This is a genomic window from Mesorhizobium sp. M0019 (assembly GCF_040323975.1).
Classification (GTDB): domain Bacteria; phylum Pseudomonadota; class Alphaproteobacteria; order Rhizobiales; family Rhizobiaceae; genus Mesorhizobium.
Genome location: NZ_JAMYVK010000027.1, coordinates 11711 through 28738, shown reverse-complemented (window position 1 = coordinate 28738; position 17028 = coordinate 11711). Strand labels below are relative to the sequence as shown.

The 17028-nt window shown below is 61.4% G+C and carries 15 protein-coding genes and 1 pseudogene; 1 reads left to right on the top strand and 15 read right to left on the bottom strand.

Annotated elements, in window-relative coordinates; translation table 11 throughout:
• Positions 1-107: 107 nt before the first annotated feature.
• From NKK47_RS19700 to groES, 3 genes are all read right to left on the bottom strand, one after another.
• Positions 108-1205 (bottom strand): ABC transporter permease family protein, encoded by a 1098-nt coding sequence (locus tag NKK47_RS19700; RefSeq protein ID WP_352577965.1) that lies wholly within the window; start codon positions 1203-1205, stop codon positions 108-110.
• Between the two features lie 186 nt (positions 1206-1391).
• On the bottom strand, positions 1392-3047 hold the full coding sequence (gene groL, locus NKK47_RS19695; protein WP_352577964.1) for a chaperonin GroEL: 1656 nt from the start codon (positions 3045-3047) through the stop codon (positions 1392-1394).
• A 62-nt stretch (positions 3048-3109) separates the two neighbouring features.
• Entirely contained in the window at positions 3110-3406 is a 297-nt protein-coding gene (groES, locus tag NKK47_RS19690) for a co-chaperone GroES (protein ID WP_352577963.1), read from the bottom strand.
• 425 nt (positions 3407-3831) lie between these two features.
• On the opposite strand from groES, the gene NKK47_RS19685 reads away from it, so the two are divergent.
• A complete protein-coding gene (locus tag NKK47_RS19685; RefSeq protein WP_352577962.1) occupies positions 3832-4587 on the top strand; it encodes a S46 family peptidase in 756 nt (251 codons plus the stop codon).
• 566 nt (positions 4588-5153) lie between these two features.
• Here the strand turns inward: NKK47_RS19685 and NKK47_RS19680 are convergent.
• From NKK47_RS19680 to nadA, 12 genes and pseudogenes are all read right to left on the bottom strand, one after another.
• Complete coding sequence (locus tag NKK47_RS19680; protein WP_352577961.1) at positions 5154-6305, bottom strand: porin; 1152 nt, start codon at positions 6303-6305, stop codon at positions 5154-5156.
• 315 nt (positions 6306-6620) lie between these two features.
• Complete coding sequence (locus NKK47_RS19675) at positions 6621-7277, bottom strand: antitoxin Xre/MbcA/ParS-like domain-containing protein (RefSeq protein ID WP_352577960.1); 657 nt, start codon at positions 7275-7277, stop codon at positions 6621-6623.
• 623 nt (positions 7278-7900) lie between these two features.
• A pseudogene (locus NKK47_RS35215) lies at positions 7901-8062 on the bottom strand (NrtR DNA-binding winged helix domain-containing protein); the annotation flags it as partial.
• A gap of 106 nt (positions 8063-8168) precedes the next feature.
• Positions 8169-8411 (bottom strand): aspartate 1-decarboxylase, encoded by a 243-nt coding sequence (locus NKK47_RS19665; RefSeq protein ID WP_352496597.1) that lies wholly within the window; start codon positions 8409-8411, stop codon positions 8169-8171.
• Between the two features lie 92 nt (positions 8412-8503).
• A complete protein-coding gene (gene bioZ / locus NKK47_RS19660; protein WP_352577959.1) occupies positions 8504-9487 on the bottom strand; it encodes a 3-oxopimeloyl-[acyl-carrier-protein] synthase BioZ in 984 nt (327 codons plus the stop codon).
• Positions 9484-10749: an adenosylmethionine--8-amino-7-oxononanoate transaminase gene (locus NKK47_RS19655; protein ID WP_352578004.1), complete on the bottom strand. Its 1266-nt coding sequence runs from the start codon at positions 10747-10749 to the stop codon at positions 9484-9486. Before NKK47_RS19655 ends, bioZ begins: the two co-directional genes overlap by 4 nt.
• Entirely contained in the window at positions 10749-11384 is a 636-nt protein-coding gene (gene bioD, locus NKK47_RS19650) for a dethiobiotin synthase (protein ID WP_031194973.1), read from the bottom strand. Before bioD ends, NKK47_RS19655 begins: the two co-directional genes overlap by 1 nt.
• Before the next feature lie 11 nt (positions 11385-11395).
• Positions 11396-12535: an 8-amino-7-oxononanoate synthase gene (locus NKK47_RS19645; RefSeq protein ID WP_352577958.1), complete on the bottom strand. Its 1140-nt coding sequence runs from the start codon at positions 12533-12535 to the stop codon at positions 11396-11398.
• Complete coding sequence (gene bioB, locus NKK47_RS19640; RefSeq protein WP_352496596.1) at positions 12532-13530, bottom strand: biotin synthase BioB; 999 nt, start codon at positions 13528-13530, stop codon at positions 12532-12534. Before bioB ends, NKK47_RS19645 begins: the two co-directional genes overlap by 4 nt.
• Positions 13531-13625: 95 nt before the next feature.
• Complete coding sequence (gene nadC / locus NKK47_RS19635) at positions 13626-14480, bottom strand: carboxylating nicotinate-nucleotide diphosphorylase (RefSeq protein ID WP_352518027.1); 855 nt, start codon at positions 14478-14480, stop codon at positions 13626-13628.
• Positions 14480-16021, bottom strand: coding sequence for an L-aspartate oxidase (locus NKK47_RS19630; RefSeq protein ID WP_352577957.1), 1542 nt, complete (start codon positions 16019-16021; stop codon positions 14480-14482). The genes nadC and NKK47_RS19630 overlap by 1 nt, the downstream gene beginning before the upstream one ends.
• Entirely contained in the window at positions 16018-16992 is a 975-nt protein-coding gene (gene nadA, locus NKK47_RS19625) for a quinolinate synthase NadA (protein WP_352508058.1), read from the bottom strand. The genes NKK47_RS19630 and nadA overlap by 4 nt, the downstream gene beginning before the upstream one ends.
• Positions 16993-17028 lie beyond the last annotated feature (36 nt).

Sequence of the window (17028 nt, the reverse complement as noted above, 5' to 3'; positions counted from 1 at the left end):
TGCAGGCAAAGCCACAGATTTGGAAGTTAAGCCAATTCGGAAAGCCGGCTCACGGGGGAATACTTTTGCGCGAAGCGGCCATTGCCAAATGGGTGCAGACATTTTGATCAGCCAGAGGAGGCGGACGGCACGCTGATCCGCTCGAGCGCAGCTAGAGGCCAAGGGCTGCCGTGCCGCGGGCAGCCGGAAATGGGATGGTCGGAGGTCGAGCTGGGATGCACACTAAGGAATTCAGAGGCTTCGAAAAGCGTGCTGACAATGTCGGCATGGCAAGACAAATCAGGCCGTTGTCGCTCCACTTCCAAGGCGAACTCCAGCGGAGTACGGCTTCTACGCGGTGCTTGGTCTGCCTGTCCTTGCCACCATCGTATTCGTTGGCTGCTGAAACGTCCACCTGTAGCCGCTGAGAAGACGACTGCCGCCAGTGCCGTCGTGGAACCGCCATATGACGGCGGCTTGGTTACAGAGCCGGCTCGTGTCGATCGGGCGGGGGAGCCTGATGTGACGTACATGGTCCAAAAAGTGGCCAATGAAGGTGCTGGCATCGTCAACGTGATCAGGTCACGTAATAGCGGTAATACAACCGCGACCACGAGCCTCTCAGGCGTTCGATGAGGCGAGAAAATCCGATCACCAGACCAAGCGCGATTCCGCCACACTGCCACACACGAAACCGATCGGTCACGTTCCAGGCTCACCAGAAGATTGGAGCCGAGGCCATCTCGGCTGAACTCTGCCATGCCGCGGGCCGCGACCTCTTCCAGCCGCGGTAGAAAACGTGGGCCAGCAGCGCCGGCATGGGCGAGCAACTCCCAAATCGCGAGCAGCGCCATCAGCACCGCAAGCGGCCGCAGATGTCGGCCGATGAAGCGGAAGGCCGGCGGTGCGATGGAAGCGCCGTGCGACAGCCTATCCCGACCTGCAATCGTGATCAGGCTGATCGTGGGGTCTCCGGACGCCAGCGTTGCAGATAGTTTTCGGCAAGCGTGAGCAGGCCGTGGATCACCAATTCGGTTAGGCCGACCACGATCATGGCCGAAAGAACGAGTTCCAATTGAAAGAGCTGACGACCATAGGCCATCAGGTAATCGGAGCCCTTCGAACGATGCGATGAGTTCTACCGCAACCAGGGTCTGCCAGCCGTTGGCAAGGCCTTCTCGCAGCCCTGTAAAGATCCACGGCACGGCGGAAGGCAGCACGATCATCGGGAGTTTCGACCAGCGGCTGAACGAAAGGACACGGCCAGACCCGTCTCACGACGACGCCGTTGCGCTTCGCCGCCATCAGCTGGGTAGAGGACTTGCACGTCTAAAGCTGTCGATCATGCTCGGCACACAAAAAAGGGCGGCATTGCTGCCGCCCTTTCCGCTGTAGGTTGATAGGGGGCTGGATTAGAAATCCATACCGCCCATGCCGCCCATGCCACCGCCGGGCATACCAGCCGGCATGCCGCCGCCAGCCGACTCCTTCTTCGGAGCCTCCGCGATCATGGCTTCGGTGGTGACCAGCAGGCCGGCGACCGAGGCCGCGTCCTGCAGGGCCGTGCGCACAACCTTGACCGGATCGACGATACCCATGGCGATCATGTCGCCATATTCGCCGGTCTGGGCGTTGTAACCGAAGGTCGCGCCCTTGTTCTCAAGGATCTTGCCGGCAACGATCGATGCTTCCGCACCGGCGTTGGCCGCGATCTGGCGGGCCGGAGCCTGCAGCGCGCGGCGCACGATGTTGATGCCAGCGGCCTGGTCGGAGTTGGCGCCGGTTGCCTTGATGCTCAGCGAAGCGCGCAGAAGTGCAACGCCGCCGCCGGGAACGATGCCTTCTTCGACGGCCGCGCGGGTCGCGTTGAGGGCGTCATCGACGCGGTCCTTCTTTTCCTTGACTTCGATCTCGGTCGCACCGCCGACGCGGATGACGGCAACGCCGCCTGCCAGCTTGGCGAGACGTTCCTGCAGCTTCTCCTTGTCGTAGTCCGAGGTGGTCTCTTCGATCTGCTGCTTGATCTGGGCGACGCGGCCCTGGATCTCTTCCTTCTTGCCGGCGCCGTCAACGATGGTGGTGTTCTCCTTGGAGATCGACACCTTCTTGGCGCGGCCGAGCATGTTGAGGCCGACATTCTCGAGCTTGATGCCGAGGTCTTCGGAAATGACCTGGCCACCGGTGAGGATGGCGATGTCTTCCAGCATGGCCTTGCGGCGATCACCGAAGCCCGGCGCCTTGACGGCAGCGATCTTCAGGCCGCCACGCAGCTTGTTGACGACCAGCGTGGCCAGGGCCTCGCCTTCGACGTCTTCCGAGATGATGACCAGCGGCTTCGAGGTCTGCACGACAGCCTCGAGGATCGGCAGCATGGCTTGCAGGTTGGAGAGCTTCTTCTCGTGGAGAAGAATGTAGGCGTCTTCCAGATCCGCAACCATCTTCTCGGCGTTGGTGACGAAGTAGGGCGAGAGATAGCCGCGGTCGAACTGCATGCCTTCAACGACTTCGAGCTCGGTCTCGGCGGTCTTGGCTTCCTCGACCGTGATGACGCCCTCATTGCCGACCTTCTGCATCGCTTCCGCGATCATCGAGCCGACCGAAACGTCGCCATTGCCGGCGATGGTGCCGACCTGGGCAACCTCTTCCGAGGTCTTGATCTTCTTGGCGTTCTTGATCAGCGTCGCGACGACGTCGGCGACGGCGAGGTCGATGCCGCGCTTGAGGTCCATCGGGTTCATGCCGGCGGCAACCGCCTTGTGGCCTTCCTGGACGATCGACTGTGCCAGAACGGTCGCGGTGGTGGTGCCGTCGCCGGCGATGTCGTTGGTCTTCGAAGCAACTTCGCGAACCATCTGCGCGCCCATGTTCTCGAACTTGTCCTCAAGCTCGATTTCCTTGGCGACGGTGACGCCGTCCTTGGTGATGCGCGGTGCGCCGAACGACTTGTCGATGACGACGTTGCGGCCCTTGGGGCCGAGCGTGACCTTCACCGCGTCGGCGAGGATGTTGACGCCGCGCAGCATGCGCTCACGGGCGTCGCGGGAGAATTTTACGTCTTTGGCAGCCATTTTTTACTCCTGGGCATTTCGCCCGAAATTCAGATTGGATGGTGCGGATGAAAGGCGGCGTGTCAGCCGATGACGCCCATGATGTCGGATTCCTTCATGATCAGAAGGTCTTCGCCACTGAGCTTGACTTCGGTGCCCGACCACTTGCCGAACAGGATGCGGTCGCCGGCCTTGACGTCCAGCGGGACGAGCTTGCCGACCTCGTCGCGGGCGCCGGAACCGACGGCGATGATCTCGCCTTCCTGCGGCTTTTCCTTCGCCGTATCGGGGATGATGATCCCGCCCGCGGTCTTCGCTTCGGACTCGACGCGGCGAACGACCACGCGGTCATGCAGCGGCCGGAAATTCGACTTTGCCATTTTTGGATTTCCCTGGTGCGGATGTTGAACGGTTCTCCGTTGCCGGAGCGCGTTTAGCACTCACCAGAAGCGAGTGCTAACGCGGCAGTGAGATAGGCCGTAGGCTCCTGCTAGTCAAGACGGAAGAGGGACGGGCGAAGAGCAAACGAGCGTGGAAGCACCGAGCCCTTTACGTGAACGACGTCGGAGATAGGACATGGATGGGGAGGCTCACCATTTGTAATTGAAGACTTATTCATTTGGCACGATCAGTGCAGCGGGTGATCCGCAAACGTTGGCGCGCGACAAATATGAGAGGTGAGCGCCATCAGGACTCTTGCGGTTAACGGGTCCACTCGGTCTTACGGTGTTGGCCGCCGCGCGGGCGCCAGGACTCCGGCCATCCCGATAGTCACCAATCCAATCTGCGGAGAACAGGAGGCAAGATGACAGCGACAGTCAGCATGAACTCGAATTTGAAATGTTTGGCCAAAGCAACTGCCATCGCCTTGCTCTGGACGGTCACGGCTACGTCGGGCGACGAAGGTATGTGGATGCCGGGCCAGACTGCGGAAGTGGGCGCGGCCATGCGCGCGGATGGGCTCCAGATCGATCCCGCCCAGCTGGACGTGCGGGATGTGACCGCCGAAATGCTCAAGGGCGTCTCGGACAAGCTGAATGGGTTTGCCCGCTATGAGCGGCTCGCCACGAACCGCAAGGCCCTGATCGCCGCATGTGAAGGACAGCCCAATCGCCGCTGCGACGTAGGGGCCTATTATGGCGGCGCCTCCTACTATCTCCAGCAGAAGCTCGAAATCGAGGACGTGCGCCTTGTCTATGCGCCCGCGCTCGGCATCGGTAACTTCGGCGGCGAAACGGACAATTGGATGTGGCCGCGCCACACAGGCGACTTCGGCTTTTATCGCGCCTATGTCGCTCCTGATGATTGCTCCCGGCCATATGCGCGCGACAATGTGCCTTACCGGCCGAAGAGTTGGCTACCCATAGCCTGTGAAGGCGTCAAGGAAGGCGACCTTGTGATGGTCGCCGGCTTTCCCGGCGCAACCCACCAGTTCCTGACGGCGGATGAAGTCCGGTTCAACTTCGCGCAATTCGAACCGCGGTTGCAGCGTTCGCTCTCGGATTATGCCGCCCAGATCAACCAGGCAACGGCAGGCAATCGCGAGGCGCAGATCCATTGACCGCCCGCTTCACAAATGGCTCGGCCTAAAACGCATGGGAAAAGCAGAAAAGGCAACAGATTGGCACCAGAATGAATATGGCCGCGCGAACTGACAGACGCGCCAACAATCGGCATCTCGCATGGTCGGTGGCACTGGACGTGGCGCCCACCCTGCTGGCGCGACTCCCCATCAGGTCGTCGGGGTTTCGCTGGCGAAAAAAACTTCCGCGTGTCTCTGCGCGATCCATCCCGCTTGCGCGTGCCTAGTCAACCAAAAAACTGACCATCTGCACGATCAGGATCAGCAGAAAAAAGCCAAAGGCAGACGCCAAAACAGCTGCAACAGCTGCCTGCAGGACGATGCGTTGTTTCTTACCCACAATTCCCCCGGGAGAGAGTCTGATGATAACCCTTAAAAAAGGGCGCCCGGGAACAGGGCGCCCTTCTCATCGACGAAATGCTCGGATTGGAGGTCCGTGATCAAGCAATTCGCCGAAAACCTCTACAAGCCTCACCACAATGGTTCGGCCGCAAATTAGGCTCGCAGTTAGCGCTCCGAACGCGGGGCAACGGGCTCTTCAATCCTCAGAACGAGCGCTGGAAGCGGAGCAGACCGCCGACGCTGTTCTTCTTGTCGGCATTGGTCCAGTTAGAGAAGTCCACATCCCCGAACTTGCCAGCGTGGAGATAGTCGACTTCGGCCGTGATCGTCAGACCAGGAACGATATCGTAGGCGACATTGGCGGCAATGCCGAGGTTCTTCCACTCGTCATACGCCGCCTGAAGGTTGAAAGAGGTCTTCTCGTTGAACTTGTAGGTGCCGCCGCCCCAGACGGCCCAGTTGCCACCCCACTGCTTGTAGAAGCCGCGACCGCCGGCAGGAATAGCGTAGGTCCCATCGGTTAGGTTGTCGTCGGTCCCATAGCCAGCCATAATGAACAGCGACAGTTCGTTGGTGGCGTTCACATCCAAGCGGACCTTGCCGGCTACCTCTTCGTAGTTGCTGTCGTAGGCGATCACGCCGGTGATGGCGCCCCAGCCCTGCGTGTACTTCACGCCGCCGACAAGATGCGGAACGTAGCTGTCGATCGTGCCGACGACGCCAGAACCCTCTTCGAGCGATACCACGGCGGAGAAGCCATTGCCGGCGTCGAAGTAGTACTGCACGACGTTGGTGTCGAAATCGCCGTAGGGAACGAGCGTATCGTTGATGACGTTGCCGGCATAGCCGATAAACGTATCGAAGGCCGATTCGTCCTTACCGACGCGCAGGCCACCAAGCTGGATCCAGGCGAAGTTCAGTGTGATGCCCTTGTTGAAGGCATAGTTCTGGGGACTGTCGGGACCCGAATAGGCGTTGCGGTTACCGAAATTGAATTTGGTCTCGGTGTATGTCTTCAAAGTACCGAGTTCGGTTTCCTGGCCGGTCCAAGTCCTTAGGTCAAAGCGGGCGTTCTTGCGCCAGGTGCCATGGTCGCTGCCGTCTTGGACGTCGTGGGTCCGCGCCCCGTCGTAGGATCCAACGTCGCCGACGCCGATGTCGTAGCGGACATAGCCGCCGATGCGCAGGCAGGTCTCGGTGCCGGGGATGTAGAAGTAGCCCGAGCCGTAGACGTCGCAGATCTTGACGTATTCAGCCGGTTCCGGCTCGGCGACGGTCACCGCGTCGGCGGCGCGGGCGCCGGAAACTGCGATCAGAGCCGCAGCTGAGCCGAGAAGAAGGCTCTTGATGTTCATAATTGATCTCCATTCAATGATTTGAAAAGGGCGAGGACGTCGATGGACGAACCGCTCCCTGTCCCCACGATCGAAAAAGATGCGCATCGCGATGCATCCTTCCCGGCTCGAACGCTATTCGCTGGGCGAATTAGTGCAAGTTCAAATTCCGTCTGCCAACCATATATAGAAGTATCCGTTGCATTATTGCCACTATATCTATTGTATTACTTGCACAAATTGAACAACTATACATTTGCACAAATCGCACAATTGGTACATCTGCTTGTGCGCACTTACATAATGCGCGGACAGCCATCGGCATCCGGCCAATTGTCAGATAGATTCAATCAGAGAAACAGCCTGGGCGGCGGATGAAACAACTTCTGTGTTCATACCTTCTCTGAGCAATTCGATAGGGACGCGACCCTTGAGAAGAGGCGAGGGGCTGATCAGCCACAGCCAAGCCAGTCTGGGATCGGAGATCGAGGAAAGGACCTGCCTGATTCCGGGCATAGGCCTGCCGTCGATGAACTGAGCCAGGGGAAATACATGCTTACGGGAGCCTCTCCGAAAGGCAACCACATCATTGTGTTGCTGCCACCAATACAAAGTGGACCGCGGTATTCCAAAACGTCTCTCGAGATGCGTCGACCCCGCAACTGGACCGGCCCATTCTGCAATGCGCGCGCCTTCTCTCGGGCAATCTTTCAGAACCGGATGCCCGAGCGGATGATCGGCTGCCCGCGGTCGCGAAGCGATCTCACCCGCCTGGGCGTTTAGCCGTCGCGCTGCTTCGGCCTCGAGCCTACCAAGAAATTCGGCGGCCACGACGGTCAATTCGTTGGAAGGAGAACCAGAAGGCGCAACAGCAGCCTTGTCACCCTGCTTCGCCTCATCGCATTGGGCAAGAATGCGCTGCACCTCCCTCATGACAAAGCTTGAAAGCTCGGTCTGGCGCTTTTCATCCCCAAGATCACTCGACGCGGACATATCTGGCTTTCCCAATAGCATTCCCTCAGCAAGCCTCCGAAAGAGCGTTGAAGACATGAAGTTGGGGGGACGGCGATGTGTTGCGTTTTCGTATGCGCGCAACCTAGCAGCCGTCTTGCGGCTTCAACTTTTGCCTCTCAATAAAAAGGGAAGAACATCAATTGACGACCGTCTTGCCCCCCACGATCGAAACAGACGCACATCGCAGTGCACGCTTCACAGTGGGACGCTATCCGCGATGCTCATTTGTGCAAGTTTAAAGTTTAGCTTGCCAGCTTTATATAATTAGACGTTTCTTTTATGCAACACTTTTCCATTGTTACTTGCACAAATCGAACGTATCGCACATTTGGACGAACTGTACATTCGACAGCGACTTTGACGCACGTGTTTACTGGCGGTATACATCCTTCACCGTTGCCGCAAGGCATTGGCCCACTCGCGCGGCACCTCCTTCACGACAAAGGTTGAAAGCCCGTCCTCGGGCGTTTCATTTCCAAGATCACTTCGATCCACTCATACGGGCTTCCCGAGCGAGACCGTGGGTTTGGACTTGCGAATGAATTTCTCGTTATAATCGAATTGATTATAAGGGTATATTTCTACGTTGAGTATAAAGGATGTCAAGCCCGCGCCAGCGGCAATTTTGTCCGGGCGACCGCCGTTTCGTCGAGGACATGGTGGCGGAAGCGATAAAGCTTCGCCGGCCGACCGCCGGTATCAAAAGCACTTTCGCCGGTCTCCTCCACCAGTTCCTGCTGCTCCATCAACCGGCGAAATTTCTGCTGAAGCGCCCCTGCCGATGTAATCGTCAACGCCGTCCGCGTCAGCGCATTGCCATCGGCGAGAAGCCGACGACATTGTTGATGACGAACGTAACGATCCGCGGCTTCAGACAGGAATGTGCGCTTCGTCCAGATGGATGGAGTGGGCTGGCAGGTTCCGGGCGGCCGCGCCGTTGAGGATGCAGCATCGAGAGCCGCGCTCGCCGAGGATGACATAGGTCGAGATTCGCGCGCCGGAAGTCTTGCTCCATGTCTCCACGAATCCATTGGCAGGATCCCGGGTTCTTCGCGTGGTCAGGGTCGAGCAGTATCGAACCGTGGTAGTTGAGCTTTGCTCGGTGACGTGGATGCCGTGCAGCTTGCCGGCGACTATTTTCGCATTGGTCCCGTTGTCCTATTCATCTCACAAAGTCAGTCCTGATGTTGAGCAGCTTCGCTGGGCTAAATCCCGACGACGAGCGCCCCGCCGCTGAGTCCCGCACCTGCCGCCGCCAGGAGTATTTTCTCGCCCGGCCGAAACGGCTCCGCTTGATTGGCGAGCGACAGTGAGAGCGGGATCGTCGCGGCGGAAGAGTTGCCATATTCGGCGATCGTCTTGACGATCAGGTGATCGGCAAAGCCGAGGTTTCGCCCGACCGCATCGAAAATGCGAGCATTGGCCTGATGCGGCACGAACCGGTCGACATCCTGTGGTCGCACTCCGGCAGCGGCTAGCGCGCTTATCGAGCAATCGGTCATCATCTCGACGGCCTTTGCGAACACTTCGCGGCCGTCGGTCATCGTCATTCGGGTTTGCGCGAGGTCGAGGTCACCGTGGAACGGCTTGTTGCTTCCTCCTGCGGGAATCTGGATCAGCCCGTATCGCGAGCCGTCCGAATCCACGGAGGCACCGAGAATCCCCCGATCAGTATCCTCGCAGGGACCGATCACGAGGGCGCCGGCGGCATCGGCAAACAGCACGGCGCTGGCGCGCTCAGAGGGATTGATGCGGCGGCTGAGGATATTGGCGGCGATAACAAGGCTCGCTTTGCCGTGCAGGCGGGTAAATCCGTCCGCAAACATCAGCGCATAGATGAACCCGGCGCAGGCGCCGGTCAGATCGACAGCGCCGGCGCGGCCGAGCCCCAGCCGATGTGCGACCAGGGGCGCGCTGGGCGGCAGGAGGTGATCGGGCGTCGAGGTGGCAAGCAGCAGCAGACCGATGTCGTGGCGCGCAATGCCGGCGCTGGCCAGCGCCATGGCCCCGGCCTGCGCAGCAAGACCAGACAGCGTGTCTTCGTTTGTTGCCCAGAAGCGCGACCGGATTCCAGTACGCCGCTCGATCCAGCCCGGTTCGAGGCCGAGATCGCTCTCGATCTCGGCATTCGCCACCTTTCGGCCAGGCGCATGATGGCCAAACCCGAGAAGGCGCGACAACCTGCTCATGGCCTCGAACCGAAGCGTTCGCCGGCCTCCTCGATCGCGTCATGGAGCCGATCGAGCTGGTCGCCGGTGACGCAATAGGGCGGCAGGAGATAAAGGACATTGCCGAGCGGGCGCACAAGCAGGCCGCGCTCGAGGAAAAAGGCCCGCAGCTTAGGTCCGATCTCGGCCAGATAGCCGGCTGAGGCTGTGCGCAGATCGAGGGCCGCGATCGTGCCGGTCACCCGGCTGTCGGTGAAGTAGCGATTGTGGCGAAAGCGTTGAAGTCCGGCGGCCTGCCTCGCGCTCAAGGCCGCAATACGCTCGGCCACCGGCTCGTCGCGCCAGATCTCGACATTGGCGAGTGCGGCCGCGCAGGCAATCGGATTGGCGGTGTAGGAGCTCGAGTGGAAAAACGTCTTCTTGCGATCCGCCGAATAGTGAGCCTGGAAGATGGCATCGGTGGCGAGCGTAGCGGCCAGCGGGACGGCACCGCCGGTCAGGCCCTTCGAGGTGCACAGGATGTCTGGAGAGATGGACGCTTGCTCGCAGGCGAACATGGTTCCGGTGCGCCCCCAGCCGGTCATCACCTCATCGGCGATCAGCAGTGTGCCGGAGGCCTCAGTGATGTTTTTCAACTCGGACAGAACCCAGGCCGGATACATCAGCATGCCGCCGGCGCCAAGCACGAGCGGTTCGACGATCAGCCCGGCGGCGCGCCGGTCGCGGCTGACGGCCTCGAATCTATCCAGCGTTTCCTGCTCGCGGCCGGCGGCCGGGAAGGGAATGGTGTCGACCTCGAACAGCAAGGGTTCGTAGGCGGCGTTGAACACGCCACGGGCACCGACGCTCATCGTGCCGATCGTGTCGCCATGATAGCTGTGCTCCATGACGACGATGCGCGAGCGCGGCGCGCCGATGTTGCGGAAATAGCCGAGCGCCATCTTCAGCGCGACTTCGACGCTGGTCGAGCCGCTGTCGGAATAGAACACCCAGTCGAGTCCGGCGGGAGCGAGTCCGACAAGCGCCTTGGCCAAGCATTCGGCTGGCTCGTGCGTGAAGCCTGCGAAGATGATCTGGTCGAGGCTCGAGGCGGTCGTCTCGATTGCCTTTATAATGCGGGGATGGCGGTGGCCATGGGTGACGACCCACCAGGAGGAAATGGCGTCCAGAATGCGCGCGCCATTGGCTTTGTGGAGATACGCGCCTTCAGTCAGGACGATTTCAGGGATCGCCGGCTCGAGCGCGTGCTGGGTGAAGGGATGCCACACACGGGATTGCCGCATCATCCGCCTCCGGCAATCAAAGCGAGGTCGAAGCCGGCAATCATCGCTTGTCTCAGCGTTTTGTCCGTCAGCGGATCGAGGTGCGGCAGCCTGCCGAGTTGCGGCACGTCGCCGAATTCCACGATCGTCCGTTGCGTATCGGTCATCTCATCGCCGATGAAGGCGATGCCAGCCAGCGGGATAGCGCGCGCCCGCAGGGCCTCGATCGACAGCAGGGTGTGATTGATTGTTCCGAGCGCGGTGCGGGCGCACAGAATGACCGGCAACTGCCATTGCTCGAATATGTCGATGAACCTTGTCCGGCGGTTCAGCGGCACCATCAGCCCGCCGGCGCCTTCGATGACGAGCGGTGTCGGCAGGACCGGAAACGAAAGATCGGCAGCCTCGATCGAAACGTCGTCGATTTCGGCCGAACGATGCGGCGAAAGCGGGCTCTTCAAGCGGTAGGCTTCCGGCAGCACGCGCCCCGACGGAAGCCCGGCAAGCCGTGCAACCGCCTCGCTGTCGGTCTCGCCGTCGAGGCCCGATTGCACCGGCTTCCAGTAGAAACCGTCAAGCAGGCCGGCAAGCCCGGCCGAAAACACCGTCTTGCCAATTCCGGTGTCTGTTCCGGTGATGACGATGCGCTTGGTCATGTCGCCTCCGGTCATGTCTGAGCCAACACCTCGACGAGCGCCCCGACCATGCCGGAAATGTCGGCTTCGCCGATATTGAGCGTCAGTGAGATGCGCAGCCGCGACGTGCCCTCGGGCACGGTCGGCGGACGAATGCCGCGTATGTCGAAGCCGCGGGCCCGCAGGCGCGCCGCCACTGCCATGGTGCGCCTGACATCGCCGATCACCAAGGGCTGGATCTGAGAGCCACTTGGTATCACGCCGCAGCGATCGACCAATTGGCGGCCTGCGAGGGCGACGCGTTCATGCAGCTGAAAACGCCGCATAGGCTCGTCGGCGAGCATTGCGAGCGCTTCGCGCGCCGCGACCGCCATCAGCGGCGATGGCGCCGTGGCGTAGATGAATGGCCGGCAACGGTTGATCAGATACTGGCACAGTGTCCTCGGCCCGGTCACGAGCCCACCAGATGCGCCGAGCGCCTTGCCGCAGGTGTGGAGCGCGACGATGTTGTCGCGGCCCTCGAAAGCGGCGGCCAGCCCCCGGCCGTCCGGTCCCCAGACGCCGGTCGCGTGCGCCTCGTCAATGACGATGAATGCGTTGTGCCGATCGGCAAGCGCGGCCAGGCTCTCCAAAGGCGCGCAGTCGCCATCCATGCTGTATAGGCTTTCCACCGCAATCCAGACGCATCCCATGCCGCCTTCGGCGCGCCAACGCTTGATCGCGTCCTCGACAGCATCGACGTCGTTGTGCGCGGCCAGCTTGAACTCGGCACGTCCGGCCTGTGCCCCCTCATGCATGCTGGCATGGGCGAGCTCATCGAGGACCAAAAGGTCGCCCTTCTGCGGCAGCGCAGTCAGCAGAGCGAAGTTGGCGATGTAGCCGCTGCCGAAGAACAGCGCGCGGTCGGCTCCAAAGAATGCCGCCGCGTCTGCCTCGAGCTGCTCGTGTTCCGGTGCATTGCCGCGCAACAGCCGCGACCCAGTGGCGCCAACCGACGTGCCCCGCGCAATCGCCGCCGCAACCGCTTCGCCAAGTCTTTTGGAGGCGGCAAGCCCGAGATAGTCGTTCGACGAGAAGTCGCGCCCGGCGCGCGGCTCCAGCGTCCGCAGCCGGTCCTTGCGCGCCAGTCCCTGCAAGGTCGCCTCATAGCGGGCAAGCGGTGCCCCGTTCATTGCGCCTCGAGTTCCATCGGCTCGATGCCAAGGCGCCGGAACAGCAGGGTATCCTTGTCCTCACCGGGATTGTCCGCCGTCAGCAGCGTGTCGCCGACGAAGATCGAGTTGGCGCCGGCAAAAAAGCACAGCGCCTGCATCTCGTCGGTCATGGCCGTACGGCCGGCGGAAAGACGGATATGCGATTTCGGCATCATGATGCGCGCCAGCGCGATCACGCGCACGAATTCGATCGGCTCGATGGGCTTGGCGTCGGCAAGCGGGGTGCCGGGGATCGGGATCAGCATGTTGATCGGAACGCTTTGCGGATGTTCCGGCAGGTTGGCCAGCGTCACCAGCATGCCGATCCGGTCCACCGGCTCCTCGCCCATGCCGACAATGCCGCCGCAGCAGACCTTGATGCCGGATTGGCGAACGTGCTCGAGCGTCTCGAGCCGCTCGGCAAAGCTCCGCGTGCTGATGATCTCGCTATAGTAGCGTTCCGACGTATCGATGTTGTGGTTGTAAAAGTCGAGACCAGCCTGCTTCAGTCGAGCGGCTTGCTCAAGATCGAGCATGCCGAGCGTCATGCAGGTCTCCATGCCCAGCGCCTTGACGCCTTCGACCATCGCCACCACCGCATCCATGTCGCGCGCCTTGGGGTTTCGCCAGGCCGCGCCCATGCAATAGCGGGTTGCGCCGGCGTCACGCGCCTTGGTCGCCTCGGCGACGACGCGCCGGACCTCCATCAGCTTCGACGCCTTCAGGCCGGTCTCGTGATGCGCCGACTGGCTACAATAGCCGCAATCCTCCGGGCATCCGCCCGTCTTGATGCTGAGCAGCCGGCTGAGCTGGACCTTGTTGGGATCGAAATTCTGGCGGTGCACGGTTTGCGCGAGGAAGAGGAGATTGTTGAAGGGGGCATCGTGAAGTGCCTGAGCCTTCTCCAGGGTCCACGCTCCAGGGTCAGGGGATTGAGCCTGTGGCGATGTCTGCGTTGGACTGGCTGTTTGCATGTCCATGCTGTTCCTCCGGTTCTGCCTTGCTTTGCTGTCTGATTGACGACGATCGGAAAGGACAGTTGATTCGATCCTGTTCGTTCCTCAGACAATCATGAGCCCCAATAGTCGAGGCCGATATCCAGGATCGGCGCGCTGTGGGTCAGTCGGCCGACCGAAATCAGATCGACGCCGGTCGCGGCAATCGCTCGCGCTGTATCGGATGCGATCCCGCCAGAAGCCTCGGTGATAGCACGGCCGCCAACGATTGCGACGGCCCGGCGAAGATCGGCGAGGGACATGTTGTCGAGCAGAACCGCATCGGGAGCGAAGCCAAGTACCTCCTCCAACTGGGCCAGCGTATCGACCTCGACTTCGATCTTGACGAGATGACCGGCCCGTCTTCGTGCTCGCTCGAGCGCCGGGCGAACGCCGCCTGCGATGGCGATGTGGTTGTCCTTGATCAGAATTGCGTCGTCGAGGCCGAAACGGTGATTGGATCCGCCACCCGCGCGCACCGCATACTTTTCGACTGCCCTCAATCCGGGCGTCGTCTTGCGCGTGCAGACGATCTTCGCGCCATATCCACGAACCGCAGCGACGATCGATGCCGTTGCTGTAGCGATGCCGCTCAGATGGCACAAAAAATTGAGTGCCGTCCGTTCGGCTGTGAGAATGCCCCGGGCAGGGCCAACCACTGATGCAATGACCTCTCCATCCATGACATTGGAGCCGTCTGCCCGCTCCACCGAGATTTCGACATCAGGATCAATCAAGCGGAAAGCGAGCATCGCCAGATCGAGGCCGGCGACAACTCCGGACTGGCGCGCCGCCAGCACGGTTCCCGCTTGGTGTTCCTTCGGGACGATGGCCTCCGTGGTCAAGTCGCCGGCTCTGCCAAGGTCTTCAAGAAGAGCTGCCCTTACAAGCGGCTCAAGCATGATCGTGGGAAGCGGTGAGAACGTCATCACTTTGCCCCTTCGAGGCTTGGCGAGTGTCCGAGTTCCCGCGCAGCGGCCAAGGCGGCTTCGAGGGTGATTTCGGACCGTCGGGCGACAGTCGCATGATGAGGAAAGTCTGTCCGGTAATGAGCGCCGCGGCTTTCTTCGCGCAACAGGGCGGCAACCGCGATCATTAGCCCGACAGCCGCCGGATCCGAGGCCGCGTCCTTGCTTTCGGCGAGCGGCAATAAGGCACGTGCGGCTGCTTTCAAACCTTCACCATCCCGGACGATGCCGAGTGCGCGCGACAGGAAAACACGCACGGGTGTCGGAGCGGGCGATGGGTAAACGTCCGCAAACGCAGGCTTTGTTCTGCGAGCAGGCGTTCCAGCGACACTTTCAGCGACCCAGCGCGCGCATACGACGGCCTCGGTCAAGGAATTGCTGGCGAGCCTGTTGGCGCCATGCAGTCCTGTCGAAGCGACTTCGCCGCAGGCCCACAGCCCCTTGACGGACGTCCTACCGGAGCCGTCCACGGCAACGCCACCCATGTGGTAGTGTTGGGCCGGACGAATGGGGATGAGATCGCGCGCGGGATTGATGCCCGCTCCACGACAGGCTGATGCGATTGTCGGGAAGTGTCGAGCGAATTCCGGGCCAGGCCGTTGCCGCGCGTCGAGAAAAACACGGTGGCCGTTGGCAAGATGGTTCCAGACGGCGCGCGCCAAGACATCACGAGGCGCAAGTTCCGCCCCTGGCACGCTCTGGAGAAAAGCCTGGCCGGTTTCGTCGATCAGGGCAGCACCTTCGCCGCGGACGGCCTCGCTGACCAGCACCATAGGGCGTTCCGGGCCGTCAAGCGCGGTCGGGTGGAACTGGATGAACTCGAGGTCGGCAAGGACAGCTCCAGCGCGGGCCGCAAGCGCCAGGCCCTGTCCGCAACTGCCCGAAGGATTCGTGGTGTCGAGAAACAGTCCCCCGATCCCACCGGTGGCGAGGACGACCCGCCGTGAGCCGAAGAAGACAGGTCCGATCGAACAGCTCGCCCAGACGCCTCGGATCGCATTCTCTCGCACCGCCAGTCGGCGCGCTTCCACGCCCTCCACGACAACAATCGACGGAGTGGAACGCACGGCCGCGATCAGGGCACGCATGATCTCACGCCCGGTGCCGTCACCATGCGCATGAACGATGCGACGTCGGCTGTGTGCGGCCTCCAATCCGAGGCACAGTGATCCTTTCGACGTACGGTCGAAGGGAACCCCAAAGCCCGCAAGCCCCTCTATCGCCTTGGGCGCGGCTTGGAGGATGCGGCTCGCCACGTCTGTGTCGCAGAGACCATCCCCGGCGGCAAGCGTATCGGCCAGGTGCAGTTCCGGATCGTCGTCTTCGCCGAAACTTGCAGCCAGACCACCCTGTGCCCAGGTGCTCGAATTGTCAGCTCCCAGCAGCGTCCTGGACAGAAGCAGCACCGGCTCCGGCGCCAGTTGAAGCGCGGTCATCAGTCCGGCGATGCCGCCGCCGATGATGATGGGCCGCCCGAAGAAGCTGCGGAAATCGGCGCTCAAATTGCCAGCATCCGTTCGACCGCAAGCCGCGCGCGCCCGGCGATCCCGGGTTCGATGGTTACGATATGGTGGTTCTGCTCGAGCGCCATGCGGATGTTGGCAAGCGTGATCCGCTTCATGTGCGGGCACAAATTGCAGGGCCGGATGAACTCGACCTCTGGGTGCGCTAACGCGACGTTGTCGCTCATCGAACATTCCGTCATCAGCACGACACGTGCCGGCCTTTGCCTTTCGACATAGTCGGACATGGCAGCGGTCGAGCCGGAAAAATCTGCTTCAGCCACGACGTCGGGCGGGCATTCGGGATGCGCGAGCACGATCACGCCGGGATGGCTTTCGCGCAACTCGCGGATGTCGGCCGGTGTAAAGCGCTCGTGCACCTCGCAATGCCCTTTCCAGGCGATGATCTGCACATCGGTCTGGGCGGCGATATTCTGGGCCAGATATTCGTCCGGCAACATGATCACCTGGGGAACGCCAAGGGATTGGACGACCGCCTTGGCGTTGCCGGATGTACAGCAGATATCCGACTCGGCTTTCACTTCGGCCGACGTGTTGACATAAGTGATGATCGGCACGCCGGGATAACGCTGGCGCATCAAGCGCACGTCTTCTGCCGTGATCGATTCCGCCAACGAACAGCCTGCCCGCAGGTCGGGAATGAGCACCGTCTTTTGCGGATTGAGCAGCTTGGCCGTTTCGGCCATGAAATGTACGCCGGCCAGCACGATGACTTGCGCCTCGATCGTCGCAGCCGTGCGGGCCAGTGCCAAGCTGTCGCCGACGATGTCGGCCACGCAATGGAAGATCTCGGGGGTCTGATAGTTGTGCGCCAGGATGATGGCGTTGCGCTCGCGCTTCAGTGCAAGGATCGCCTCGATATCCTCGACGAAAGCCGGCCATTCGATCGGCGGGATCACTCGTCGGACGCGCTCGTAGAGAAACGCGGTCGCAGGCAGCATGGCGCTCATCGACCCCTCCAGCTTATACTCTAGTTGAAAATAACC

Coding starts and splice junctions, on each gene's coding strand:
- NKK47_RS19685 (WP_352577962.1), top strand. CDS start 3,832: ATGACAGCGACAGTCAGCATGAACTCGAATTTGAAATGTTTGGCCAAA.
- NKK47_RS19700 (WP_352577965.1), bottom strand. CDS start 1,205: ATGATCGTGCTGCCTTCCGCCGTGCCGTGGATCTTTACAGGGCTGCGA.
- nadA (WP_352508058.1), bottom strand. CDS start 16,992: ATGAGCGCCATGCTGCCTGCGACCGCGTTTCTCTACGAGCGCGTCCGA.
- bioD (WP_031194973.1), bottom strand. CDS start 11,384: ATGACCAAGCGCATCGTCATCACCGGAACAGACACCGGAATTGGCAAG.
- NKK47_RS19655 (WP_352578004.1), bottom strand. CDS start 10,749: ATGCGGCAATCCCGTGTGTGGCATCCCTTCACCCAGCACGCGCTCGAG.
- groL (WP_352577964.1), bottom strand. CDS start 3,047: ATGGCTGCCAAAGACGTAAAATTCTCCCGCGACGCCCGTGAGCGCATG.
- NKK47_RS19675 (WP_352577960.1), bottom strand. CDS start 7,277: ATGTCCGCGTCGAGTGATCTTGGGGATGAAAAGCGCCAGACCGAGCTT.
- bioB (WP_352496596.1), bottom strand. CDS start 13,530: ATGCAAACAGCCAGTCCAACGCAGACATCGCCACAGGCTCAATCCCCT.
- bioZ (WP_352577959.1), bottom strand. CDS start 9,487: ATGAGCAGGTTGTCGCGCCTTCTCGGGTTTGGCCATCATGCGCCTGGC.
- groES (WP_352577963.1), bottom strand. CDS start 3,406: ATGGCAAAGTCGAATTTCCGGCCGCTGCATGACCGCGTGGTCGTTCGC.
- nadC (WP_352518027.1), bottom strand. CDS start 14,480: ATGACGTTCTCACCGCTTCCCACGATCATGCTTGAGCCGCTTGTAAGG.
- NKK47_RS19680 (WP_352577961.1), bottom strand. CDS start 6,305: ATGAACATCAAGAGCCTTCTTCTCGGCTCAGCTGCGGCTCTGATCGCA.
- NKK47_RS19645 (WP_352577958.1), bottom strand. CDS start 12,535: ATGAACGGGGCACCGCTTGCCCGCTATGAGGCGACCTTGCAGGGACTG.